Raw genomic sequence first — 21,850 nt, 5'->3', positions numbered from 1 at the left:
TGCCTCACGCACTGACGTTCTATGGCCGTGCGTTCAGACGGAGGTGACGATGCATGAAATGACCGCGATCCTGCTGGACGGGCAGGGCGGCGCGCGCCGGATTGCGCCTGAGGCTGCCGGGGGGCAAGACGTGCCCGAGGGCGCGATCCTCTGGGTGCATGTGCGTCAGTCGTCGGGCGAGGACGGCGCATGGCTGACTGCGCTGGGCGGCGATGACATAATTGCCGGCGCGCTGATGGCCGAGGAAACGCGTCCGCGCTGCACGCTTTACCAAGGTGGCGTGCTGATGAACCTACGGGGCGTCAATCTGAACCCCGGCGAGGACCCCGAGGATATGATCAGCCTGCGCATCTGGGCTGGGCCGCGCCGGATCGTTACGCTGACCCGCCGCCCAGTGCAGGCGGTGCAGGATCTGCTGCAGCATTGCGAGGACGGCACGGGCCCCGCGGCCACGTCCGAAGTGATTGCCCAGCTTGCCCTGCGCCTTGCCGACCGGACCGAGCCTGTCGTCGCGGACCTGAACGAGCGGATCGATGATCTGGAGGACGCTGTCGAGGCAGGCGCGGGCGCACCGCCCCGTCGCGAGTTGGCCGAAATCCGGCGCGTGTCGATCCAGCTACGCCGCTACATGTTTCCCCAGCGCGACGCGCTCAGCACGCTCGAAATTGAGCCGCTGCCATGGGTCGGCCCCGCCCAGCGCAGCGCTCTGCGCGAGGCGACCGAGCGTGTCACACGCCTGGCCGAGGAGTTGGACGCAATCCGCGACCGCGCGCAGGTGGTGCATGATCACATCATGGATGCGCGCGCCGAGGCGATGAACCGCCAGATGCTGCTGTTGTCGGTCGTCACCGCCGTTTTCCTGCCGCTGGGACTTATCACCGGCCTTTTGGGCATCAACGTGGGCGGCATGCCGGGCGCGAATGCGCCGCATGCGTTCTGGATCGTCTGCGCGGTGCTGCTGGGTCTGGGCGCGCTGTTGCTGGGCCTCTTTTCGCGCTTGGGATGGTTGGCGCGGCGCTAAAGCGTTGCGTCATGGAGATGTTTTCCAAGAAAATGCCCAAGGGCGCGCGCCATGACTTGAGGCAGCGCCTGCGATGCGACATCTTTTCCTTACAGGCGTGCGCTTTGGTCGAGGGGCGCAGGACATAGACCAGCGGGGATGGGCATAGTGTTGCGCAAGTGGATCAGGCGGCTTTACGAATGGGCATTGCCCGGCGGCCCGGAACATCTGCGTAGTGGGCGCGAAGGCGGGCACGCTCAGCGCGGATCGATCACACATGTGGTAATTTTGGACGGCACCATGTCGTCCCTCGTTCCGGGGCGCGAAAGCAATGCGGGCCGCGTCTATCGTCTGCTGTCCGACAGCAAGGGCACGCATCTGAACCTCTATTACGAAGCGGGGCTGCAATGGCAGGACTGGCGCAGCACGCTGGGCGTGCTGATGGGGCGCGGAATCAATCGGCAAATTCGCCGCGCCTATGGCCACCTTGCCAGCCGTTATCGGCCGGGGGATCGCATCTACCTGATCGGTTTTTCGCGTGGCGGATATGCAGTGCGCTCGCTGGCGGGGGCTATCGACATGGTGGGTCTGCTGCGCGCTGACGAGGCTATCGAGCGTCATGTGCGGCTGGCGTGGCGCTACTACCGGACACCGCCCAGCAGGGGCGTGCTGCAGGCGTTTCGCCGCGCCTATTGCCACGACGCCGTTCCGATCGAGATGGTCGGCGTTTTTGACACCGTCAAGGCGCTGGGTCTGCGCCTGCCGGTCCTGTGGCGCTGGGGTGCCGCGTCCCATGAATTTCATTCTCACGAGTTGGGGGCGTGTGTGCTGCGCGGGTATCAGGCGCTGGCGCTGAACGAAACCCGCGTCGCCTATCGTCCGTTCATTTGGCAGACCAGTCCCGATATGCAAGCCGACGTGCAACAGGTCTGGTTTCGCGGTTCGCATGGCGATGTCGGCGGGCATCTGTATGGGTTCGAGGCCGCGCGTCCGCTGGCGAATATTCCGCTGGTCTGGTTGCTGGAGAATGGCGAGCAGGCGGGCTTGCCGCTGCCTGAGGGCTGGCGCGAACGCTTTCCGCGAGACGCGGGCGCGCCATCGTGCGGCACTTGGGGCGGTTGGGGTTGGTTATTCCTAATTCGCTGGCCAAGAGAGGTCGGAGTTGATCCGTCCGAGAGCGTGCATGAAACCGCCCGTCAAGGCGTAGCGCCGCCCGGATGAGGGGCGGCGCACTACTATTCTATTCAGGCCGATCTATGCGACGTCGCGCAGTTCCACCCTGGGGGTCACGCCCAATGCGTGGCAGATGTCGCGCGTCAACTCGGGGCGGTTGAGCGTATAGAAATGCAGATCCTCTACGCCGTGATCCATCAGGGTGCTGCACATCTCGGTGGCAACGGCGATGGCCAGAAGATCGCTGCGCCCGTCACGCTCGGCCGTCTCAAAGGCCGAATTCAGCCAATCGGGAACGGTCGTGCCGCAGGATTGTGCAAAGCGGCGCGCGCCGGACCAGTTCTCGATCGGGAAAATGCCGGGGATGATCGGCTTGTCGATGCCAGCCGCAGCGCAGCGGTCGCGAAAGCGCAGGAATGTATCGGCGCTGAAAAAGAACTGCGTGATCGCCTCGTCGGCGCCCGCATCGAATTTGCGCTTGAGCCAGTCGATGTCAGCGCTTGTGTCCGCAGCCTCGGGGTGGGCCTCGGGATAGGCGCCGACGCGGATGGTGAAATCGCCGCGCTCCTTGAGGGCCGCGATCAGCTCGCAACTGTCCTTGAACCCCTCGGGATGCGGTTTGAACCCGCCGCTATCCTTGGGGGCGTCTCCGCGCAGGGCGACGATCTCGCGCACACCGGCGGCGTGAAATTCATCGGCAATGGCCATCGTTTCCGCGCGGGTTGCGTTGACGCAGGTCAGATGCGCCGCCACGTTCAGGCCGGACGATCCATGCAAAGTGCCGACCGCCTCGCGCGTCAGAGTGCGTGTCGTGCCGCCCGCTCCGTAGGTGACCGAAACGAACCGTGGCTGTAGCGGTGCCAGTGTTTGCACCGTGTCCCAAAGGCGGAACGACGCCTCTAGCGTCTTGGGTGGAAAGAATTCGAAGGATACTCTGGGCGCGGCCATGGTCGGATTTCCTATCTAAGGTGTTGAGCCTTTGTCGCAATGCAGCATAGATTACGCAAATTCATAATTTTCACGATCTACATGAGGCTGACTAATAATGCATATCGAGTTCCGGCATCTGCGCACGATCCGCGCGATCCACGCCGCCGGCGGGCTGGCCAAGGCCGCCGATCAGCTGAACATCACGCAATCCGCGCTGAGCCATCAGATCAAGGGGCTTGAGGATCAGGCGGGTGTCGAACTGTTCGTGCGAAGGTCCAAGCCGATGACGCTATCGGGGGCAGGGATGCGCCTGCTGCGCGTCGCCAATAAGGTGCTGCCCGAGATCGAGGCGCTGGAGGCCGAATTCAGCGGCGTGCGCGAGGGAAGTTCTGGCCGCCTGCACATCGCTATTGAGTGTCACGCCTGTTTCGAGTGGCTGTTCCCGGTGCTGGAGGCATTTCGCCAGAACTGGCCCGAGGTTGACGTCGATATTCGCCCCGGCCTCGCCTTTGACGCGCTGCCTGCGCTGCAAAAGGAAGAGGTTGATCTGGTCGTGTCCTCGGACCCCGAGGTGCTGCGCGGCATCGGATTCAAGCCGCTGTTTGACTACGAGCCGGTGTTTTTGGCCTCGGCCACGCATCCGCTGGCGCAGAAGAAGTTTATCGAAGCCGAGGATTTTCGCGATCAGGCGTTGATCACCTACCCGGTCGACCGCTCGCGTCTGGACGTGTTCACCGAGCTGCTGACACCTGCCAAGGTCGAGCCTGCCAGCATCCGACAGGTGGAACTGACCGCCGTCATTCTGCTGCTTGTCGCCTCGAACCGGGGTGTTGCCGTGTTGCCGGACTGGGTCGTGCGCGAATTGCGCACCAGTACCGACTATGTCGTGCGCCCCATCACAGAGGGCGGCCTGACCAAGCGGCTCTACGCCGCGATCCGCGACGATGACGCGGCCAAGCCGTTCATGGCGCATCTGCTGAAACTAGCGCGCGAGATCCCGGTGCGGTTGCAAAGGCGGGAGGGTGTTTAGGAAGGGGAGTGGTGGTTGAAGGCCCGCTAGGAGCCCTATTGAATCTTGCCCCGTCGAAACGGATGTCGGCCATGATGATCGCGTAGATTCCCTTGAGCTTCTTGATCCCTGTCAAGTTGCACGCCGCGAAACTGTGCCACGCTCGGTGGCAAAACAAGGAGGGTTCGCATGGAAGATTTAGTCAAACTCGGACAGGAATTCGTCGAGGCGATGCGGAGCGGTCGCGGCATTGAGCATGTCGACGAGGTCTATGCCGAAAACGCGGAGTCGGTCGAGGCGGTTGTGCCACCCGGACGATCCGTGCGGATCGCCAAGGGCCGCGGCGCGATCAAAGCGAAACGCGAGGATTGGACGGCGACGCACGATATTCACAAGCTCGAAGCCGACGGGCCCTATGTCCATCCGCCCCACCGTTTCGGAGTGCGCTTCGAGGTCGAGGTTACGCAGAAAGCCACCGGTCGGAAGATGACGCTGCGCGAGATCGCAGTTTATACCGTTGAGAATAATAAGATCGTCCGTGAAGAGTTCTTCATGTTGCCGAAGTAGGCGGCGCGGCTGGTATGCCGCCAGATGCACTCTGACGGCCCCAACTTGCCCCGCCCCTTGCGGGCAAGGCGCACGCGGCCTATACGCGCGGCTTGATAGGGATAAGGACCAAGCCCCATGGCACTCAGCGCAAATCTCAACGTGATGCAGAAGGCCGCCCGCAAGGCAGGTCGCGCATTAGCCAAGGACTTTCGCGAGGTCGAGAACCTTCAGGTCAGCATGAAAGGCGCGGGCGATTTCGTCAGCCGCGCCGATATTCAGGCCGAGCAGATCATCAAATCTGAGCTGATGAACGCACGCCCCACCTATGGCTGGATGGCCGAAGAGGGCGGCGAGGAGCCGGGCACCGATCCCACCCGCCGCTGGATTGTCGACCCGCTGGACGGCACGACGAACTACCTGCACGGCCTTGCGCATTGGGCGGTGTCCATCGCGCTGGAGCATAAGGGCCAGATCGTCGCCGGTGTCGTCTATGACGCCTCCAAGGACGAACTGTTCTTTGCCGAAAAGGGCGAGGGCGCGTGGATGAACGAATCGCGCTTGCGCGTGTCGGGGCGTGACAAACTGATCGAGAGTATCTTCTCCACCGGCCTGCCGTTTGGTGGACGGAGCGACCTGCCGCATACATTGCAGGATCTTGCGCGCCTCTTGCCCACCTGTGCTGGTGTGCGCCGCTTTGGCGCGGCCTCGCTGGACCTCGCCTATGTGGCCGCTGGCCGCTACGATGGCTTCTGGGAACGCCGGCTTCAGCCTTGGGATATGGCTGCGGGCCTCTTGATCGCACGCGAGGCCGGTGCGCTGGTCGAGGCAATGACGCCAGAGCGCGAGATATTGGACGAGGGCGCGATCATCTGCGCCAATGGGCAGATTTTCGACAAGTTCTCCAAGATCATCCGCAATCAGTAACGCTAGGCGTCCGACGGGTGATTGATCCCGTCGATCCAGCCGATACTGCCCAGATCGCGGGGGTTTACCCCCTCCAGCGCACCTAGGTTCACCCCGAATTCATTCGGGTTCGAGCGCCTTTGATGATGTGTGTAGATTCCACAGATCGAGCAGAAGTAGTGCTTTGCCGTGCCAGTATTGAAGGTATAAAGCGTCAACTTGTCCGCGCCGCGCACCACCTCGACGCCACCCAGCGGCGCAGTCACCGCCGCCGCCCCGCGCCGCGCGCAAAAGCTGCAATCGCAGCGGCGTGCCGTGGCCAGCCCATCGGATAACGTCACGCGCAGTTCCACCGCGCCGCAATGACATGTTGCCTTCATTTTCGCCTCACTGTTGGAATGCGCGTGCGCGCGGTTGTGTATCTCGCCTCTGGATGCGGCGGACGCCCGTCCGTGCGCGCCCAGAACTGTCTGCCGCCACGTCGCAAGAGCAAGGGCAGGGTCAGCAAAACCCCGATCACAAAGCCGCCGGCATGGGCCCAATAGGCCACGCCGCCGCCCACGGTGGGCGACGACAGCCCGCCAAATATCTGAAAGGCGAACCACAGGCCCAGCATGATCCAGGCGGGCAGCGGCAAGATGCGAAAGAAAAAGACGAAGATGATGAGGATATCCACCTTGGCCTTGGGAAAGAGCAGCAGGTAGCCACCCATGACACCCGCAATTGCCCCGGATGCGCCCACGGTTGGGACCAGCGAATAGGGCTGAGACGCCATCTGTGCCAGCCCCGCGCCGACGCCGCAGGCAAGATAGAAGGCGAGGAAGGGAATATGGCCCATCTCATCCTCGAGGTTGTCGCCAAAAACCCACAGAAACAGCATGTTGCCCGCCAGATGCATCCATCCGCCGTGCAGGAACATTGAGCTTATCAGCGTGAGATAGGAGCCGTCATACATGATCTTGGCCGGGATCATCGACCACTCGACGTAGAACGCGCTCAGGGCGCGCGGGTCGCTCATCAGTGGCCAATAGCTGAGAAAGACGCCGATATTCGCCACTATCAGCGCGTAGGTCACATAGGGCGCGCGCCCCGACGGGTTATGATCGCGGATGGGAAACATGGGGCCACGTTGGCCCCATGCCAGAATATGGTCAAGCTACGATCCTGTCAGGATGCGCCGCCCAGCAATGCCGCATTGCCGCCCGCCGCAGTGGTATCGACGCAGACATGCCTTTCGTTCAGGACATGGCCCGCATCGGGCAGCCCGGTGATCAGCGGCAGGATCGGCCCGGTGCGCTGGCTGAGCGCCTGCGCGTAGGGTCGCGCCATGGCCTCGTCGCCCCAGTAGAGCGCGCCTGAAAGGCCGGTCAGCGTGCTTAGCGCCTCGGGTGGCACTGTCCCTGTCGCCTCAACCGCCATGCCGCCAAGACCGACGACGGAGCGGGCCTGCGCCTGCGCCGCTTCGCGCCCCGGACCCATGCACAAAAGCGGCTGGCGCGCGTGGCTGGTCAGGCGGTTCGATTCGCCGGTGGGGCCGGGCATCAGCTGATCCTCGCGCGGCTGCATTTCGACTGACTGGGCCTTGTCCAGCACTGCCTGAATGTCCTTGGCGGGCATGATGCCCTCCCAATCCTGCCCGGCCACCGGGGCGGGATGCGCGGTAAAGCGAGCCAGATAATGCGGCCCGCCCGCCTTGGGGCCAGTTCCCGACAGCCCCTCGCCGCCGAATGGCTGAGAGCCGACGATCGCGCCGATCTGGTTGCGATTGACATAGATGTTGCCCGCCTGCACCCGCTCGGTCACGTATTGCACCCGGTCGTCGATGCGCGTCATCAACCCGAAGGTCAGCCCATATCCGGTGGCGTTGATCGCGTCGATGACCTTGTCCAACTCGGTCGCACCAAAGGTCACCATATGCAGCACGGGGCCGAAAACCTCGCGCTCCATATCGCCGATGCTGCTGACACGGATCAACGTGGGGGCGATATAGGTGCCGGAATTCGGCGTCTTTAGTTCGTGCACCAGCCGACCCTCGGCGCGGGCGGTCTGAATATGCTCGGCAATGCCCGCACGGGCGGTTTCGTCGATGACGGGGCCACAGTCGGTGCTCAGATCCCACGGCATCCCGATAACCAGCGCATCCATTGCGCCGGTCAGCATCTTGGTGAAATCCTCTGCGATATCCTCTTGGACGTAGAGGCAGCGCAGAGCCGAGCAGCGCTGACCGGCAGACTGAAAGGCCGACTCGACGATGGCCTGCACGGCCTGCTCGGGCAGGGCGGTGCTATCGACGATCATGGCATTCATGCCACCCGTTTCCGCGATCAGCGGCGCGCCGGGGGCGAGGTTTTTGGCCATTGTGCTGCGGATCTTCATTGCCGTCGCGGTCGAGCCGGTAAAGGCAACGCCGCCGACACGGGCATCTGACGTGAGCGCCGCGCCGATATCGCCACCGCCGGGCAATAGTTGCAGCGCCGTTTTCGGCACACCCGCCTCATGCATCAGCTTGACCGCGAGATGTGCGATCAGCGGTGTCTGCTCGGCCGGTTTTGACAGCACGGCATTGCCTGCGGCCAGTGCCGCTGCGATCTGGCCGCTAAAGATGGCGAGTGGGAAGTTCCACGGGCTGATGCAGGTAAAGATGCCGACCGCGCCCGTATCCGGCGCATTGGCGCCGTAGTAGCGCAGAAAATCGACCGCCTCGCGCAGCTCGCCAACCGCGTCAAGCTGCGATTTTCCCGCCTCACGGGCGAGGATGGCAAAAATCTCGCCATAATTTTTCTCGTAGAGGTCCGCGATCTTGGCCAGAACCTTGCCGCGCTCGGCCGCGCTGGCAGTCCACGGTGCGGCCTTGCTCAGAGCTGTTTCAATGTCGGCTTTGCTGGCATTGGCGACAGTGCCGGGGCTGCCTGCGGGGTCGGCGGGGTTGGTGACGTCCACTGCATCCTCGGGCTGCGCCTTGGCTGCCAACAGCGGCGCGGCGGTCCATTTTAGCGTGGCAAAGGGCGCGCGCGCCGCCTCGATCGCGTCCAACGTCGGCTGATGTTTCAGGTCGAACCCCTTGGAGTTCACACGCTCGGGCAGGAACAATTCGGGGCCGGTGGGCAGGGCCACACGCTCCTGCTCGACCATATGAAACGGATCGGCGGCGACGATTTCGGGTGCGACCTCTTCGTCAACGATCTGATTGACAAAGCTGGAGTTTGCACCGTTTTCCAGCAGACGCCGCACCAGATACGCCAGCAGATCGCGATGCGCGCCGACGGGGGCATAGATGCGGCAATGGGTGCCGGCCTTTTTCATAACGATGTTGTGCAGCGCCTCGCCCATGCCATGCAGGCGCTGGAATTCGAACGCCTCATTGTCCGTTGCCATGTCCAGCACCGCTGCCACAGTATGGGCGTTATGCGTCGCAAATTGCGGATAGATGCGGTCGGTCATCGACAGCAGCTTGCGCGCGTTGGCGATATAGCTGACGTCGGTGGCCGGCTTGGAGGTGAACACCGGAAAGCCGTCGACACCCTCGACCTGCGCCTGCTTGATCTCGGTATCCCAATAGGCGCCTTTGACCAGCCGCACCATGATGCGCCGGTCCAGCCGTGTCGCCAGATCATAGAGGAAGTCCAGCACATGCCCGGCGCGCTGCCCGTAAGCCTGAACGACAACGCCAAAGCCGTCCCAGCCCGCCAGCGCAGGCTCGGCCAGCACGGTTTCGATCACGTCCATCGACAGGGCAAGGCGGTCTGCCTCTTCGGCGTCGATATTCAGGCCCATTCCGGCGGATTTCGCCAGCAAGGCAAGGCTGCGCAGGCGTGGCACCAGAATATCCATGACCTGCTCGCGCTGCGCGACCTCATAGCGCGGATGCAGGGCTGACAGCTTGACCGAAATACCGGGATTCTTGCGGATATCGTCATGCGTGCAGGCCTGCGCGATGGCGGTGATGGCGCGGCTATAGCTCAGGTGATAGCGCGTCGCGTCACGGTCGGTGCGCGCCGCCTCGCCCAGCATGTCATAGGAATAGGTGTAGCCCTTTTTCTCCATCTTTGCGGCGCGATCCATGGCGCCCTTGATGGTTTCGCCCAGCACGAACTGGCGGCCCATTTCCTTCATCGCGCGCGCAACGGCCGTGCGGATCACAGGCTCGCCCAGACGTTTCATGGCGCTGCGTAGGTGGCCGACGGGCCCCTTGCGGTCCTCCTTTAATACCTTGCCGGTCAGCATCAGCGCCCAAGTTGAGGCGTTGACCAGCGGTGAGGTCGACTGACCCATATGCCTGCCCCAGTCGCTGGGCGCGATCTTGTCCTCGATCAGCGCGTCGATGGTTTCGGCGTCGGGGACGCGCAACAGCGCTTCGGCCAGACACATCAGCGCGATGCCCTCGTCGGTCGACAGGCCATATTCGGCCAGAAACACCTCCATCAGGCCCGGATCGGATGCGCCCCGGATGTCGCGCACAAGGTCGGCGCCGCGCGCACAGATGCGCGCGCGATCCTCGGGTGAAAGGTTCGCCTCAGCCTTGAGCCGGTCGATGGTTGCCGCCTCATCCGCGTAGGTGTGAAGGTCGATGGCGCGGCGCGATTCAGTATCATACGGCATTGGGGCATCCTCTGGTGGGTGGGGCCGAAGGGCAGTGGTTATTTGATCTACTTAGCATGAAAGGTTAGGGTATTTTTCCTGTTAGATGCAAATTCGCAGGACGATTGGACATAAATTGAGGCTGTGACGATGCAAAGTGATCTGGACAAGTTCGACAAGGCCATGTTGAGGGTGCTAGCGACCGACGGACGCATCAGTATCACCGATCTGGCCCAGCGAATCGGCTTGTCCAAATCGCCCACGCAGGCACGTCTGCGTCGTCTGGAGACTGCGGGCGTCATCTCGGGCTATCGCGCGATGATCGACCCCATCCGGCTGGGGCTGGATCATGTCAGCTTTGTCGAAGTGCGCCTGACCGACACGCGCGAGGCGGCGCTGGCAGCGTTTAACGATGCCGTGCGTAAAATCCCCGAGGTTGAGCAGGTGCACCTGATCGCAGGCAATTTCGACTACCTGATGAAAATCCGCACTCGCAACATGAACGATTACCGCCAGATGCTGGCTGACCGAATTTCAACGCTGCCGCATGTGGCCGGCACCAGCACCTATGTCGCCATGCAGGCAGTCAAGGAGAACGCGCCCGAGGACGTGATATGAGGGGGCTTGCCGTTGCTGCGTGTCTGCTGGCCGCGCCGGTCGCTGCCGATACCTGTCCCGCCGCCCCCGATCACACCGCCGCGTTGGAGGCGCTAATTTCCGAGGCACAGGACGCGCCTGATCGCAGCGCTGGCATGGCCGTGTCAGACCGGATGTGGGCGCTGTGGGCCGATGCGCCTGACGCGCGCGCGCAGGCTCTGCTGGACGAGGGGATGGAACGCCGTCAGTCCTATGACTACGACGCGGCCATGACCGCGTTCGAGTCGCTGGTCGCTTACTGTCCGGACTATGCCGGAGGCTATAATCAGCGCGCCTTCATAGCCTATCTGCGCGGTGATTTCGAGGCGGCGCTCCCCGATCTGGATCGCGCTCTGGCCTTGCAGCCACAGCACGTCGCCGCGCTGACCGGAAAGGCGCTGACGCTTGTGGCGCTAGACCGCAATGGCGAGGCCGCGCTGGCCCTGCGCGCCGCACTCGCCATGAATCCTTGGCTGTCCGAACGCGCCCTGCTGCCGGTCCTGGAGCACGACGAAGACGCGCTGTGACTTTATTCGGGCGCTTTACACGGGCGTTCACGCGGGTATTGTCCGCGCCAGTGCGGGCGTGATGGAATGGTAGACATACCAGACTTAAAATCTGTTGGGGCGTGTCCCCGTGTGGGTTCGAATCCCACCGCCCGCACCATCAATATGTGGCCTACCGCCCTTGGCTACCTAAGGCCGGTGCGGTTTCAGGTGTCTCTTCTCACCCGCGAAAATCGTCTTTGCCGGATCCGATAAGCGCGGCGATCATTCCCGACAGCCGCGCCGCGTATTTGCGCCTGCGCTGTGCTGAGGCGAGCGTGGCGGGCGATAGTGCCCTCAGGCCCGTCTTGGCATAGGCAGCGACGCAAGCGGCACGACCCCGATGTTTGGTGGTGGTGTAGATCTGCGACCAGCCCCAGTGCCAGTTCTTCAGCCTCTCGCCCTCGCGACTGGGGTGGGAGGACGCGCCGCCGACATGCTGCACGCTGGCGGCATGGACAAAGATCAGCGGTCCGCAGGATTGCGCCAGCCGAATGCTCAGGTCGTCATCCTCGAAAAAGAGAAATATCTTGGGATCAAAGCCGCCCACCGCATCGAAATCCGCCTTGCGCACCATCAGCGCGGCGCCGGACAGGACCGGTACGAGTGTGTCCTGCGATAATTCACCCTTCGGCAGCCAATCCCGGCGCGCCACCAGATCGCTGCGCCGCTTGAGGATCGCACGGCCCGACTCGTCAAGGATGCGGGGGTTGAATGCGGACGCGTCGGGATGTGCATCTGCCGCAGTCAGCAAGTCCGTCAGCGTGGTGGGCAACAGAACCGTGTCGGGGTTGAGGAACAGCACGAACTCGGTGCGTGCGGCCTCAGCGCCCCGATTGCAACCCCTGCCGAACCCCTCGTTTTTGGCGTTCTCGATCAGGGTCACGCCATCAGTTGCAGCCAGCGCGCGCAGTTCGGCCAGATCCCTCGACGCGTTGTCGACGATTGCGACCGGCACGCCTGCCGGGACCGACGCCAGCATATCCGGCAGAACCGCCGCGCTGTTGTAGGCGACGGTCACGATCGTGATGCGGGCGCGCGCCTCAGACATTCGGATGACGCTTTGCCATGGCCGCGATCCGGCGACGGTAGAGGGGGCGCAGCACCTCGCGCCTCAGTTTCTGCAATAGCCCATCCTGACGGCTGATCGTGCTACCACCCAGCTGCTCGGATACTTCGCGGATGCCCGACGGCCACGCCGTCAGGATGCGCGCGCCATGCACCCACGTCATTTGCAAGAAAGTGTCCACCGGCCGGTCAAACCGCTCGGTCGCGGTTAGCAGCGCCTCGGCTGCGCCGCGCGTGACCAGTTGCGCAACCATGCCCAATGCCACGGCGTCATGCTGGCTGAGGCGGATGTCGCCCGACGTCGCCAGATCGCGCCCGGTATCCTCACGCCACTTTATCGGGAAACGCACGAAATCGCCATCCAGCACATGGGCATTCGCCAGTTCCAGCGCGGGCAGGAACACGGTGGTATCTATCTCCAGATCATCCTCGAGGATCAGCGCAGCGGGCATGTCATCGTTGATTATCCTCTGCCAGCACGCCCTGTGACTGTGAAAGGTGGCCACCTCGGACGGGCGCAGCGGGAACGGGTAGCGTGGGCTGAGCGCGCGTTGGGCATAGGCGCTGGCCTGCTGCTTCGTCATGCTTTGCCCGTCGACGGCGGGCATGACATGCGTGCGCAGCGGCAGCGCAGCCTTGGTCGCCTCGACCTGCGGCAGGCGGTCCCGCGCCCGCTCCAGATGGATGATAAGACAGTCCAGATCCAACGCGCTCTACCTACCGCTGAGAATTCCTCTGGTGGTGCCAGAATTGTCGATGATTTTCCACCCCGAAATCGGGATGCGGGCCCGGCGGGCCCATCGCATCACCGGTTGCCTACGCCAAAGGACAGCGCGTCGCGCTCGACCATTTGCTGGATGACGATGTCGGGCCTGATCGCGCCAATGTAGCGGCGCAGGGCCGCGCCTTCGAGGAATTTCCAATGCACACGGTAGAGCTCGGCGAAGCTGGCATTGAATAGCGGCGATGAGGCGGTGCAAAAGGAATCGCACAGCATCAGGACGGTCTGTGGATTTGGCGCGCCGGGGGTGCGCGTAAGCTTGATCGCGCGCTGCATGACCGATACGTCGCCGCCTGCGCCATCCGCCACGCATTCGCCCGCCTCGCCCGACACGAGGCCGATCTGCGCCACGCAGCTCTCGCCCGGTTTGGCGAGGGAAATGCGGTAGTTCACCTCGTGATCCGCGTCGTAAAATTCCTGCATCTTGAGCAGGCGGGCCAAATCGCCAGCGGGGCCGGTGATCGTCTCCAGCGTATAATCCACCGACACGACATCGGCGCCGAAGTGGTTGCGCAGATTGGCCATGATCGCGTCATAGCTGGCGGCGGCCCCGGCGCGGGTCCAATGCGTGTCGGTCATGAGGTAAGCCTGCCGCGTGGATTTAAGCCGCTGCATTTCGGGGCGCAGGTCGAGCACCGGCACCTCTAGTGTCGCGGCCGCGTCAAGCAGATCGTCGGTGACGGTGCGCGGCGCGGCGGTCGCGCCGACAGGTAGCATCTCGGGATAAACCGAATGCTTGTTCGGCGCGATCACGGTGGCCAGCACCGCGCCTACGCCAATCACATCCGCCTGAAGGCGCGCCAACCGCTGCGCGCGGTCCGCGATCAGCCCGTCCGGCACAGGCCACTTACCGGTCGTCTTGGCCATCGCGTCGCCGTCGTCATCGCCTAGAAATAGGTATCCCTCGCGTCCGATCTGCGCCCTGCCAGGGAAAAGAGAGCGGTCACAGCAGGTCATCGCGAGGTAGCTCAGATTGCCCTCGATCCGGTCCACCGACCACAGATCGCGCGTGTTCTCAGGCCAGAGCGGCCCACCGATATAGGCGCGCGAGGCCAGATTGGCAGCCGGCAACGCCAGCAGAATCGCGGCGGCGATCGTGGCAAAGACCGTCAGGCGGGCGCTATACATGACCGGTCATCCTTTAGAAGTTGAAATAGAGGAACACATCGCTGCGCGAGATCAGCATGAAAATGCAGGCGATCCCAAAGAGCACCGCGCCGATAAGCGTTTTGTGCAGTGGGCGAATGTCACGCGTAAACTGGTAGGTGTTGGGCAGCGCAAGCACCACGATCAGCGCCAGCAACAGATATTTTCCCGCGGCACTGGCGTTTGCAATCACCACATGGCGCGGTCCCTCCATCGCGGCGGGGTTCAGGCCGAACATCGTTTGCAGGATGTCCACCGCCTGCGCCATGCTTTCGGCGCGAAAGAACACCCATGCTAGGTGGACGACGCCAAATGTCAGCGCCCATTTCAGGATCACCGGCAGGCGCAGCCCGGTCATGGAAAACGCGCGCCCGATCACCAGCGCCAGCCCATGGATGCCGCCCCAAAGGATAAAGGTCCACCCCGCGCCGTGCCACAGCCCGCCCAGCAGAAAGGTCGTCATCAGGTTGGCGGCCACGCGCCCTTTGCCATGGCGGCTGCCGCCCAGCGGGATATAGATGTAATCGCGCATGAACCGCGACAGCGTGATATGCCAGCGCCGCCAGAAATCCTGAATCGACGTTGCCTTGTAGGGCGACAAGAAGTTCAGCGGCAGGCGAATTCCGAACATCCGCGCGGCCCCGATGGCCATGTCGCTATAGCCGCCGAAATCGAAGTATAGCTGAAATGTATAGGACAGCGTGGTGATCCAAGCATCGAGGATCGTCAGCTGCGTGTGATCTGCGTATCCCGCATCGGCATAGATGGCGAACGTGTCGGCGATCACCACCTTTTTAAAGAGGCCAAGACCAAAGATGATGCACCCCGCCAGCAGATCCTTGGACCGCAACCGCGCCATGGTGCGGCGCGCGAATTGGGGCATCATTTCGCTGTGGTGGACGATGGGTCCGGCGATCAACTGGGGAAAGAATGTCACGAACACGGTATAATTCAGCAGGGTGGCGCGCGCGGCCATCCCCTTGTAGCTATCCACCAGATAGGTGATTTGCTGGAACGTAAAGAACGAGATTGCAAGCGGTAGCAACAGATTCGGCACGGCCAGATTGGTTGTGCCAAGGCCGTTCAATGTTTCGATGAAGAAGCCAAAATACTTGAAATATCCCAGCAGGCCAAGGTTCGCGGCGATGCCCAATATCAACAGGGCAAAGGCGGCGTTGCGAGCCCCTGCCGCCGCGCGCCCTTGTATAGCCAGCGAAATCACGTAGTTGCCAAGGATTGAACCGATCAGTAGCGGCAGATACTCCAGCTTCCAATATCCATAGAAAAACAGCGAGCAGAGCACCAGCCAGCCGAGGCTGGCACGCGCACCGGCAATGCGCGCCGCGACGAAATAGCCCAGCAGGCTGATGGGCAGGAACGCAAAGACAAACTGGGGAGAGCTGAAAAGCACGCGGGCGTCACCGGATCAAAATGACGTTCTGCATAGGCCACCCGGCGGCCAAGCGCCAGACATCCGCTAACCGGACATTTGCTATGCGGGCGGTCCCACCTGCCATTCGACGCAAGAAACCCCGATCATCCGTGCCAGCCTGTCCAGCTCGGCCTCTAGCCGGGCAGTGCGGCGCGCGCCCCAGCGAACGCCCGGCTCGGGCCAGAGGCCGGTTACGCGCAGCCAGCCTGCCTTGCGATCGGCCTTAAGTTCGGTGCGCCCGACAAATCGGTCGCCTTCGAGCAGAGGGTAGACGTAGTAGCCCCAGCGACGCCGGTCCGCAGGCACGAACATCTCGTTCACGTATTCAAAACCAAAAAGCCGCTTCAGCCGCGCGCGGTCGCGCACCGCCGGATCGAACGGGTTGAGGATGCGCAGGCGGCTTGTGGGTGTGGGAAGGGCTGCGAGGCGGTCCTCGATATCGGGCGCCGCCAGTGCGGGGCGCACCGTGCCTTCGGCGTCGGTCACCTGCACCTCGACAGGCTGCCGCCGCGCTACCCATCCGCGCGCGTCACCCGCGCCCATCGCGGCCCAAAAGCGTTGCACTTCGCCGCATGTGGCAACGCTGAGGCGGTCCAACGCCGAATCACAGAGCGCGTCGATTGAGGCGGCGTCATCGCATTCGCCGCGCAGTTGCGAAGGAAACACGCGCGCGCCCAGATCGTAATATTTCACAAAATTCTCGCGGCGGCAGGTCGCCAGATCACCCGCATACCACATCTGATCCAGCGCCTTTTTATGCGGTGGGCGGGCCCACATTTCGCGGCTGGTAGCCTTGGTGTCAAAGGCGTGAGTAGATAGCGGCCCCTCGGCCTCGATCCGGGCGCGAACGGCGGCGATTTCTACCTGCCCAAGGCCCGAGCGATACCATTCCCCCTGCGCCTTTTGCCCCATGCGCGCGAATTGGCCGCCCCAATGCGGCAGCACCTCCATCGGGATGAGGGACGCATCATGGGTGAAATGCTCGAACAGATCGCGGCCCAGCAGGGGCCACAGCATCCCCTCGCGGTAGTTGGGATTACGCGACCACAGGATGTGATTGTGCGCGCGCGTAACGTTGCGGATCGTGTCGATTTGCAGAAATCCGATCTGCCGGATCAGGGCCATGACGTCGGGCCTGCCGGTGCCGACTTCGGCCAGTCCGTTGGTCCACAACCACAGATGCCGCAGTGCGCGATTGCCGATAATTGGCGTGCCGGTCACGGCGTGCTGAGTTGAATGAGCGCGTCGTTCAGCTCGCGCCCCTCCAATGTCAGTACCGCCTCGATAAACACCCGTCCGGCAAGGCAGGCGTCGCGGTTGCTGGCCTTTTCCAGATTGGCAAAGCTGCGCATTATCTTGGCCCCATCCGGGCGCGTGGTGAGATAGCGTGTCAGCACGGCAAAGATCGACGCCTCGGCCTTGGCCGCGCGTTCGGGCGCCATGCGGACCGGGCCGCGTGAGGCACCCAGTTGCGCGGCGCGCAGTTGAATACGGTAGTAGTTGCGCAGGCCCTCGACGTTCAGCCGCGCGGCGGCGCGCGCCGTTTCTTCGGCCATGCGGGCCGGGGGCAGGGTGCTGCGCACCGCGCGCCCGCAGACCGGCACAGGCATCGCGCCCAGCACCGCCTGTTCGACCAGATAGTAGTAACGCAGATCGCGCAGCGGCAGATGCCCCAGCCCCTGATCAATCACGCCCCACAAAAGGCCCTGCGCCTGCGCAATGGGCACGCCCCCGCCATCACGAATGGCCAGAACGCGGTCAGCTACATGCCCGGCTATCACCGGATCGCGCAGCATGTCGGCTGCGTGCTGCGTCGCTAACTCCAGCTTTTCGCCCGCAAACCCCAGCGAGGCGAGGTCGGCGCGCACCACGTCATCCTCGTGCAGGCGGCCCAGCAGGCGGATCAGATCGGCGCGGCTGACGGTTTGGAGCGCATCCTGCTGCGCGCGCAGCGCGTCTGGCGCAAGCACGCTCAGCGCTACCGCGCAAACGAGCGTTCTGAGCATCAATGCAAAGACTCTGGCTGTCACATGCCGCACGATAGGCCTCCCCTTTTCGCGCCTGCCTGACCGCGCGCAATGACTATATAAGCCGCGCCCTAGCGCGCCACCACCCCTAGAGGATTGTACCAGAGGCGCAAGCGCTCTGGCGGATCACCGCCCTTTTGCGTGGGTCGGTCGTAAAGAGCGCCACAAAAGACAGCAGTGGAAATCGCTTGCGATCCTTGCTAGGCATCGCTGCGATGCAGCAACTTCGAGGGACGCCAGATGAGCGCCACCGCCCGCAAGACCGCCCCGCTTCCGAGTGATATCCGCGCGATGAAGGGCGGTGCACCCATCGTCAGCCTGACCGCCTACACCACGCCTATGGCGCGCATGATGGACGCGCATTGCGATTTCGTGCTGGTCGGTGACAGCGTCGGCATGGTGCTGCATGGCCTGCCATCAACCATCGGCGTCACGATGGAGATGATGATTCTGCACGGCCAGGCAGTCGCGCGCGGCCTCGACAAGGCGATGCTGGTCATCGACATGCCCTTTGGCAGCTATGAAGAAAGCCCAGAACAGGCGTTCCACAACGCATCCCGCGTGATGCGCGAGACAGGCGCAGCAGCGGTCAAGCTGGAGGGTGGCGCGCATATGGCCGAGACGATCGCGTTCCTGACCGCGCGCGGCGCGCCGGTGATGGCCCATATCGGCCTCACACCCCAGTCGATCAACACGTTGGGCGGCTACAAGGTGCAGGGCCGCGGCGATCAGGGTGCGTCGCTGATGGCCGACGCCGAGGCGGTGGCCCGCGCGGGCGCGTTTTCCGTCGTCATCGAAAAGGTGCCCGCCGGCCTTGCGGACCGCATCACCGCCGACATCTCGATCCCGACCATCGGTATCGGCGCGTCGGCGGGTTGCGACGGGCAGGTGCTGGTCGTTGACGACATGCTGGGCCTCTTTACCGCCTTCAAGCCGAAATTCGTCAAGCGCTACGCGACCTTGGGTGAGGACGGCGAGGCCGCGATCGCCGCCTACGCCGCCGAGGTGCGTGCTCGCGCCTTTCCCGCGCCCGAGCATACCTTCGCCGACGAGACCCCAAGCGCATGAGCGCGCCGATCCTGCGCAATCTGGCAGACCTGCGCGCCGCCACCCGGCCATGGCGTCGCGCGGGCGAGACTATCGGCGTTGTGCCGACCATGGGCGCGTTGCATGACGGACACCTGTCGCTGGTTGCCGCCGCCAAAAAGACCTGCGAGCGGGTCATCGTCACGATTTTTGTCAACCCGCGCCAGTTCGGATCGCCCGAGGATCTGGCCAGCTACCCACGCACCGAAACGTCCGATGCGGCCAAGCTGGCGCGTTTTGGCGTCGACGCGATTTATGTGCCGGATGGTGCTGAAATGTATCCCGAAGGCTTCTCGACCACCGTTTCAGTCGTGGGTCTGACCGATGTTATGGATGGCATCCACCGCCCCGGTCATTTCGAGGGCGTCGCCACTGTCGTCGCCAAGCTTTTTGCGCAAACTTCGGCGACCGATGCGTTTTTTGGCGAAAAGGACTTTCAACAGCTGCAGGTCGTGCGCCGCATGGCGCGTGATCTGGATATACCCATCACTGTGCACGGCTGCCCCACGATCCGCGAGATCGACGGGCTGGCCATGTCCTCGCGCAATTTGCTGCTATCGGACCGCGCGCGCACCATCGCGCCCGTCCTGCCCGAACAGATGCAGATCCTCGCCGATGCCGTCGCAGAGGGCCGCGATTTCGCCGCAGCCCAAACCGTTGCTATCAGGACGCTTGAGCAGGCAGGTTTCACCGGCATCGACTATCTCGAGATGCGGGCCAACGGCGACCTGTCTCTTTTGACCGCTCCGACTCGGCCCGCGCGCCTGTTCGCCGCTGCATGGCTGGCAGGTGTGCGCCTGATCGACAATATCGCTGTCGAAGGCTGACGCAAACCGCGCAACTCTTCTTGCTCAAATACCCCCGCCGGAAGCGGCGAAGCACTTAAAAAGGCGCCGCGCGAAAAAATTATGCCGCCGGGCGACGGAAACGCTGAACCCACACGTATCATCCATGTCGCGACGCAAAATTGTAAATGAACAGGACAACATAATGACCCATTTCACCAAACTCGGCCTAATGGCCTTCTTGACGGCGCTCGCCGTCGCTCCTGTCGCTCAAGCCGATGAGATGAGTGGCGCAAAGGGCCCCGCGCGTCTGATGGCGCTTGACCTCGACGGCGACGGCCAGATCACCCGCGCCGAGGCAGAAGAGGCCCACAAGGCGCGCTTTGACGCTGCCGATACCGATGGCAGTGGCACCCTGTCGCTGGCCGAGATGCAGGCCGTGGCACAGGCACGGGCGGCCGAGCGGGCCAAGCAGCACTTTGCGCGCCTTGACGCCGATGGCGATGGCCAGATCAGCCCTGATGAACGGGCCGGCTCCAAGGGCGACCGGATCGAGCGGATGTTCAAACGCCATGACACTAACGGCGACGATGTGCTGGACGCGTCCGAGCTGGCCAAGGCAAAAGAGCATCACAACAAGAAACATGGCATGAAAAACGGCACAAAGGACTAAGCAGATGGGCCCGGCGATGCGCATTGCCGGGCCCGGCCCCCGCTAAGATGTATCAAGATATATGAAGTCTCCGCCCCCATCCGATGACGCACTGCTTGCTGCCTATGCGGCGGGTGATCTGGCCGCCGCCACCCCTCTGGCGCAGCGTCATGCGCCGCGTGTGCTGGCCGTCGCGCTGAGGATGCTGAACGACAATGCCGAGGCCGAGGATGTGACGCAGGAGGCGATGATGCGTCTGTGGCGGATCGCCCCCGACTGGCAGCCGGGCCGCGCGCAGGTGTCGACATGGCTCTACCGGGTGGCGGCAAACCTATGCACCGATCGGCTGCGCCGCCGCGCGCGACTGGTGCCCATCACTGACGTAGATGAGCCTGCCGATCCGGCCCCGCCCGCGCATGAGCAGTTGCAGCAGGCGCAGCGCCGCGATGCGCTGGGTGCCGCGCTGATGGACCTGCCTGCGCGTCAGCGCCTCGCAGTAGTGCTGCGCCACATCGAGGAATTGGCGAACCCCCAGATCGCGCAGACGATGGATATCAGCGTGGACGCGGTGGAAAGCCTGACGGCAAGGGGCCGTGCGGCGCTGGCTCGTGCTCTGGCAGATCGCAAGGAGGCACTGGGATATGAATGACGACATGAAAGACCAAGACGATCTGATCGCCGCACTGCGCGATCTGAAATCGCCCGCGCCGTCCGCTGCGCTGATGGCGCGGATCGACGGCGATGCCGCCGCGCTATCAGCGCTGGACGCCGGACGCCGCACGCCGCCCGTGCCGTCCGAAATGCTGATGGCGCGCATTGCGCGCGACGCTGCCCGGCAGCGCCCGCGCCGGTGGCAGAGCCCGGCGGGTTGGGCTGCGCTGGTCGCGGCAGGTGTGGCGGGCCTTGCCATCGGCCTCGCCGATCCTGTCGGCATGACTGCAAGCGTCTGGCCCGACGGCGATACGCTGGCGATGAGTACCCTCGTGCCTGCCTACGATTTTCAATATCTGGATCTGGAGTGATTGCATCATGCCCGACTCGTCACCGCGCCGCTGGCGCCTGATCTGCCTCGCCTCGCTGGCACTGAATTTTGCGCTGATCGGCCTTATCGCTGGTGTGGCCATCAGCGGGCGGGGCGGTCACCGGGACGCGCACTGGCGCGGCGCGCCGCTGATCGCCGCGCTGCCTGACCGCGCGCGCGATGATTTGCGAGAAGGCCATCGGCGCGATCCGGCGGCACATCGCGCGCGCTTTGGTGCACTGATGGAGGCGCTGCGCGCCGACCCATTTGACCCAGCGGTATTGAGCGCGCTGCTTCAGGACCAGCGTGCGCTGGGCGCCGCCCGCGCCGAGCGAGTCGAGGCAGGGTTGATCGCTGCATTGACCGCGATGGACCAGGCCGAGCGTGCGGCCTATGCGGATCGCTTGTCGGACTATCTGCGGCGCCGTGGGCCGCGCCGGTGATTGCGCCTGCTGGTCGCGGCGCGCGTGTTCTGGCCGGTAGGCTGCGCACGGATATGGCGCAGAATTGAGTATTTTTGGAACACTGG

The 21,850-nt window shown here is 63.6% G+C and carries 23 protein-coding genes and 1 tRNA gene; 14 read left to right on the top strand and 10 right to left on the bottom strand.

Going from position 1 to position 21,850, the window contains the following annotated elements; all coding sequences use genetic code 11:
• The first annotated feature begins 49 nt into the window (after positions 1 to 49).
• Together U3654_RS12605 and U3654_RS12600 are read left to right on the top strand one after the other, a co-directional pair.
• The gene (locus U3654_RS12605; RefSeq protein WP_324751901.1) at positions 50 to 1,021 is read left to right on the top strand and encodes a zinc transporter ZntB; all 972 of its coding nucleotides are present in this window, start codon (positions 50 to 52) and stop codon (positions 1,019 to 1,021) included.
• A gap of 138 nt (positions 1,022 to 1,159) precedes the next feature.
• On the top strand, positions 1,160 to 2,221 hold the full coding sequence (locus tag U3654_RS12600; RefSeq protein ID WP_324751900.1) for a DUF2235 domain-containing protein: 1,062 nt from the start codon (positions 1,160 to 1,162) through the stop codon (positions 2,219 to 2,221).
• 33 nt (positions 2,222 to 2,254) lie between these two features.
• Here the strand turns inward: U3654_RS12600 and metF are convergent, their stop codons facing one another.
• Complete coding sequence (gene metF / locus U3654_RS12595) at positions 2,255 to 3,121, bottom strand: methylenetetrahydrofolate reductase [NAD(P)H] (protein WP_324751899.1); 867 nt, start codon at positions 3,119 to 3,121, stop codon at positions 2,255 to 2,257.
• A 97-nt stretch (positions 3,122 to 3,218) separates the two neighbouring features.
• On the opposite strand from metF, the gene U3654_RS12590 reads away from it, so the two are divergent.
• The 3 genes from U3654_RS12590 (at position 3,219) to U3654_RS12580 (ending at position 5,585) form a co-directional block, all read left to right on the top strand.
• Positions 3,219 to 4,133 (top strand): LysR family transcriptional regulator, encoded by a 915-nt coding sequence (locus tag U3654_RS12590; protein WP_324751898.1) that lies wholly within the window; start codon positions 3,219 to 3,221, stop codon positions 4,131 to 4,133.
• A gap of 168 nt (positions 4,134 to 4,301) precedes the next feature.
• Positions 4,302 to 4,679 carry a nuclear transport factor 2 family protein gene (locus U3654_RS12585; protein WP_324751897.1) on the top strand — a complete coding sequence of 126 codons (378 nt, stop codon included), beginning with the start codon at positions 4,302 to 4,304 and terminating at the stop codon, positions 4,677 to 4,679.
• A 117-nt stretch (positions 4,680 to 4,796) separates the two neighbouring features.
• The gene (locus tag U3654_RS12580; RefSeq protein ID WP_324751896.1) at positions 4,797 to 5,585 is read left to right on the top strand and encodes an inositol monophosphatase family protein; all 789 of its coding nucleotides are present in this window, start codon (positions 4,797 to 4,799) and stop codon (positions 5,583 to 5,585) included.
• A gap of 2 nt (positions 5,586 to 5,587) precedes the next feature.
• Here the strand turns inward: U3654_RS12580 and U3654_RS12575 are convergent, their stop codons facing one another.
• The 3 genes from U3654_RS12575 to putA are packed head-to-tail and all read right to left on the bottom strand — an operon-like array spanning position 5,588 to position 10,163.
• Positions 5,588 to 5,944, bottom strand: a complete 357-nt coding sequence (locus tag U3654_RS12575; protein ID WP_324751895.1) for a GFA family protein — start codon at positions 5,942 to 5,944, stop codon at positions 5,588 to 5,590.
• Positions 5,941 to 6,684, bottom strand: a complete 744-nt coding sequence (locus U3654_RS12570) for a rhomboid family intramembrane serine protease (protein WP_324751894.1) — start codon at positions 6,682 to 6,684, stop codon at positions 5,941 to 5,943. The genes U3654_RS12575 and U3654_RS12570 overlap by 4 nt, the downstream gene beginning before the upstream one ends.
• A gap of 47 nt (positions 6,685 to 6,731) precedes the next feature.
• Positions 6,732 to 10,163: a bifunctional proline dehydrogenase/L-glutamate gamma-semialdehyde dehydrogenase PutA gene (gene putA, locus U3654_RS12565; RefSeq protein ID WP_324751893.1), complete on the bottom strand. Its 3,432-nt coding sequence runs from the start codon at positions 10,161 to 10,163 to the stop codon at positions 6,732 to 6,734.
• 129 nt (positions 10,164 to 10,292) lie between these two features.
• Here putA and U3654_RS12560 point away from each other — a divergent pair, with 129 nt between their 5' ends.
• The 3 genes from U3654_RS12560 to U3654_RS12550 all read left to right on the top strand — a co-directional run bounded on the left by U3654_RS12560 (position 10,293) and on the right by U3654_RS12550 (position 11,444).
• The gene (locus tag U3654_RS12560; RefSeq protein ID WP_324751892.1) at positions 10,293 to 10,760 is read left to right on the top strand and encodes an Lrp/AsnC family transcriptional regulator; all 468 of its coding nucleotides are present in this window, start codon (positions 10,293 to 10,295) and stop codon (positions 10,758 to 10,760) included.
• Positions 10,757 to 11,305, top strand: a complete 549-nt coding sequence (locus tag U3654_RS12555; protein ID WP_324751891.1) for a tetratricopeptide repeat protein — start codon at positions 10,757 to 10,759, stop codon at positions 11,303 to 11,305. The genes U3654_RS12560 and U3654_RS12555 overlap by 4 nt, the downstream gene beginning before the upstream one ends.
• Positions 11,306 to 11,357: 52 nt before the next feature.
• A tRNA-Leu gene (locus U3654_RS12550) sits at positions 11,358 to 11,444 on the top strand.
• Between the two features lie 60 nt (positions 11,445 to 11,504).
• On the opposite strand, the gene U3654_RS12545 is transcribed toward U3654_RS12550, so the two are convergent.
• The 6 genes from U3654_RS12545 to U3654_RS12520 all read right to left on the bottom strand — a co-directional run bounded on the left by U3654_RS12545 (position 11,505) and on the right by U3654_RS12520 (position 17,789).
• Positions 11,505 to 12,374, bottom strand: a complete 870-nt coding sequence (locus tag U3654_RS12545) for a glycosyltransferase family 2 protein (RefSeq protein ID WP_324751890.1) — start codon at positions 12,372 to 12,374, stop codon at positions 11,505 to 11,507.
• The gene (locus U3654_RS12540; protein WP_324751889.1) at positions 12,367 to 13,098 is read right to left on the bottom strand and encodes a glycosyltransferase family 25 protein; all 732 of its coding nucleotides are present in this window, start codon (positions 13,096 to 13,098) and stop codon (positions 12,367 to 12,369) included. Before U3654_RS12540 ends, U3654_RS12545 begins: the two co-directional genes overlap by 8 nt.
• 98 nt (positions 13,099 to 13,196) lie before the next feature.
• Entirely contained in the window at positions 13,197 to 14,300 is a 1,104-nt protein-coding gene (locus U3654_RS12535; RefSeq protein ID WP_324751888.1) for an alginate O-acetyltransferase AlgX-related protein, read from the bottom strand.
• Between the two features lie 13 nt (positions 14,301 to 14,313).
• A complete protein-coding gene (locus U3654_RS12530; RefSeq protein WP_324751887.1) occupies positions 14,314 to 15,729 on the bottom strand; it encodes an MBOAT family protein in 1,416 nt (471 codons plus the stop codon).
• A gap of 81 nt (positions 15,730 to 15,810) precedes the next feature.
• Entirely contained in the window at positions 15,811 to 16,971 is a 1,161-nt protein-coding gene (locus U3654_RS12525; RefSeq protein WP_324751886.1) for a winged helix-turn-helix domain-containing protein, read from the bottom strand.
• Positions 16,968 to 17,789 (bottom strand): hypothetical protein, encoded by an 822-nt coding sequence (locus U3654_RS12520; RefSeq protein WP_324751885.1) that lies wholly within the window; start codon positions 17,787 to 17,789, stop codon positions 16,968 to 16,970. The genes U3654_RS12525 and U3654_RS12520 overlap by 4 nt, the downstream gene beginning before the upstream one ends.
• Before the next feature lie 228 nt (positions 17,790 to 18,017).
• Between U3654_RS12520 and panB the strand changes: the two genes are divergently transcribed.
• The 6 genes from panB (at position 18,018) to U3654_RS12490 (ending at position 21,764) form a co-directional block, all read left to right on the top strand.
• Complete coding sequence (gene panB / locus U3654_RS12515; protein ID WP_324751884.1) at positions 18,018 to 18,845, top strand: 3-methyl-2-oxobutanoate hydroxymethyltransferase; 828 nt, start codon at positions 18,018 to 18,020, stop codon at positions 18,843 to 18,845.
• Complete coding sequence (panC, locus tag U3654_RS12510; protein ID WP_324751883.1) at positions 18,842 to 19,690, top strand: pantoate--beta-alanine ligase; 849 nt, start codon at positions 18,842 to 18,844, stop codon at positions 19,688 to 19,690. The genes panB and panC overlap by 4 nt, the downstream gene beginning before the upstream one ends.
• Before the next feature lie 163 nt (positions 19,691 to 19,853).
• On the top strand, positions 19,854 to 20,321 hold the full coding sequence (locus U3654_RS12505; RefSeq protein ID WP_324751882.1) for an EF-hand domain-containing protein: 468 nt from the start codon (positions 19,854 to 19,856) through the stop codon (positions 20,319 to 20,321).
• 61 nt (positions 20,322 to 20,382) lie between these two features.
• Positions 20,383 to 20,949, top strand: coding sequence for an RNA polymerase sigma factor (locus U3654_RS12500; RefSeq protein ID WP_324751881.1), 567 nt, complete (start codon positions 20,383 to 20,385; stop codon positions 20,947 to 20,949).
• Complete coding sequence (locus U3654_RS12495) at positions 20,942 to 21,322, top strand: hypothetical protein (RefSeq protein WP_324751880.1); 381 nt, start codon at positions 20,942 to 20,944, stop codon at positions 21,320 to 21,322. Before U3654_RS12500 ends, U3654_RS12495 begins: the two co-directional genes overlap by 8 nt.
• Before the next feature lie 7 nt (positions 21,323 to 21,329).
• Positions 21,330 to 21,764 carry a periplasmic heavy metal sensor gene (locus tag U3654_RS12490; RefSeq protein WP_324751879.1) on the top strand — a complete coding sequence of 145 codons (435 nt, stop codon included), beginning with the start codon at positions 21,330 to 21,332 and terminating at the stop codon, positions 21,762 to 21,764.
• The last annotated feature ends 86 nt before the right edge of the window (positions 21,765 to 21,850 follow it).

Source organism: Roseovarius sp. Pro17, assembly GCF_035599575.1.
GTDB lineage: Bacteria > Pseudomonadota > Alphaproteobacteria > Rhodobacterales > Rhodobacteraceae > Roseovarius.
The sequence above is the reverse complement of the archived record's forward strand: the minus strand, read 5'-3'. Positions and strand labels throughout refer to the sequence as shown.

Bases quoted from the DNA above. Each gene is read 5' to 3' on its own strand.
- U3654_RS12605 (WP_324751901.1), top strand. From the start codon at position 50: ATGCATGAAATGACCGCGATCCTGCTGGACGGGCAGGGCGGCGCGCGC.
- U3654_RS12600 (WP_324751900.1), top strand. From the start codon at position 1,160: ATGGGCATAGTGTTGCGCAAGTGGATCAGGCGGCTTTACGAATGGGCA.
- metF (WP_324751899.1), bottom strand. From the start codon at position 3,121: ATGGCCGCGCCCAGAGTATCCTTCGAATTCTTTCCACCCAAGACGCTA.
- U3654_RS12590 (WP_324751898.1), top strand. From the start codon at position 3,219: ATGCATATCGAGTTCCGGCATCTGCGCACGATCCGCGCGATCCACGCC.
- U3654_RS12585 (WP_324751897.1), top strand. From the start codon at position 4,302: ATGGAAGATTTAGTCAAACTCGGACAGGAATTCGTCGAGGCGATGCGG.
- U3654_RS12580 (WP_324751896.1), top strand. From the start codon at position 4,797: ATGGCACTCAGCGCAAATCTCAACGTGATGCAGAAGGCCGCCCGCAAG.
- U3654_RS12575 (WP_324751895.1), bottom strand. From the start codon at position 5,944: ATGAAGGCAACATGTCATTGCGGCGCGGTGGAACTGCGCGTGACGTTA.
- U3654_RS12570 (WP_324751894.1), bottom strand. From the start codon at position 6,684: ATGTTTCCCATCCGCGATCATAACCCGTCGGGGCGCGCGCCCTATGTG.
- putA (WP_324751893.1), bottom strand. From the start codon at position 10,163: ATGCCGTATGATACTGAATCGCGCCGCGCCATCGACCTTCACACCTAC.
- U3654_RS12560 (WP_324751892.1), top strand. From the start codon at position 10,293: ATGCAAAGTGATCTGGACAAGTTCGACAAGGCCATGTTGAGGGTGCTA.
- U3654_RS12555 (WP_324751891.1), top strand. From the start codon at position 10,757: ATGAGGGGGCTTGCCGTTGCTGCGTGTCTGCTGGCCGCGCCGGTCGCT.
- U3654_RS12545 (WP_324751890.1), bottom strand. From the start codon at position 12,374: ATGTCTGAGGCGCGCGCCCGCATCACGATCGTGACCGTCGCCTACAAC.
- U3654_RS12535 (WP_324751888.1), bottom strand. From the start codon at position 14,300: ATGTATAGCGCCCGCCTGACGGTCTTTGCCACGATCGCCGCCGCGATT.
- panB (WP_324751884.1), top strand. From the start codon at position 18,018: ATGAGCGCCACCGCCCGCAAGACCGCCCCGCTTCCGAGTGATATCCGC.
- panC (WP_324751883.1), top strand. From the start codon at position 18,842: ATGAGCGCGCCGATCCTGCGCAATCTGGCAGACCTGCGCGCCGCCACC.
- U3654_RS12505 (WP_324751882.1), top strand. From the start codon at position 19,854: ATGACCCATTTCACCAAACTCGGCCTAATGGCCTTCTTGACGGCGCTC.
- U3654_RS12500 (WP_324751881.1), top strand. From the start codon at position 20,383: ATGAAGTCTCCGCCCCCATCCGATGACGCACTGCTTGCTGCCTATGCG.
- U3654_RS12495 (WP_324751880.1), top strand. From the start codon at position 20,942: ATGAATGACGACATGAAAGACCAAGACGATCTGATCGCCGCACTGCGC.
- U3654_RS12490 (WP_324751879.1), top strand. From the start codon at position 21,330: ATGCCCGACTCGTCACCGCGCCGCTGGCGCCTGATCTGCCTCGCCTCG.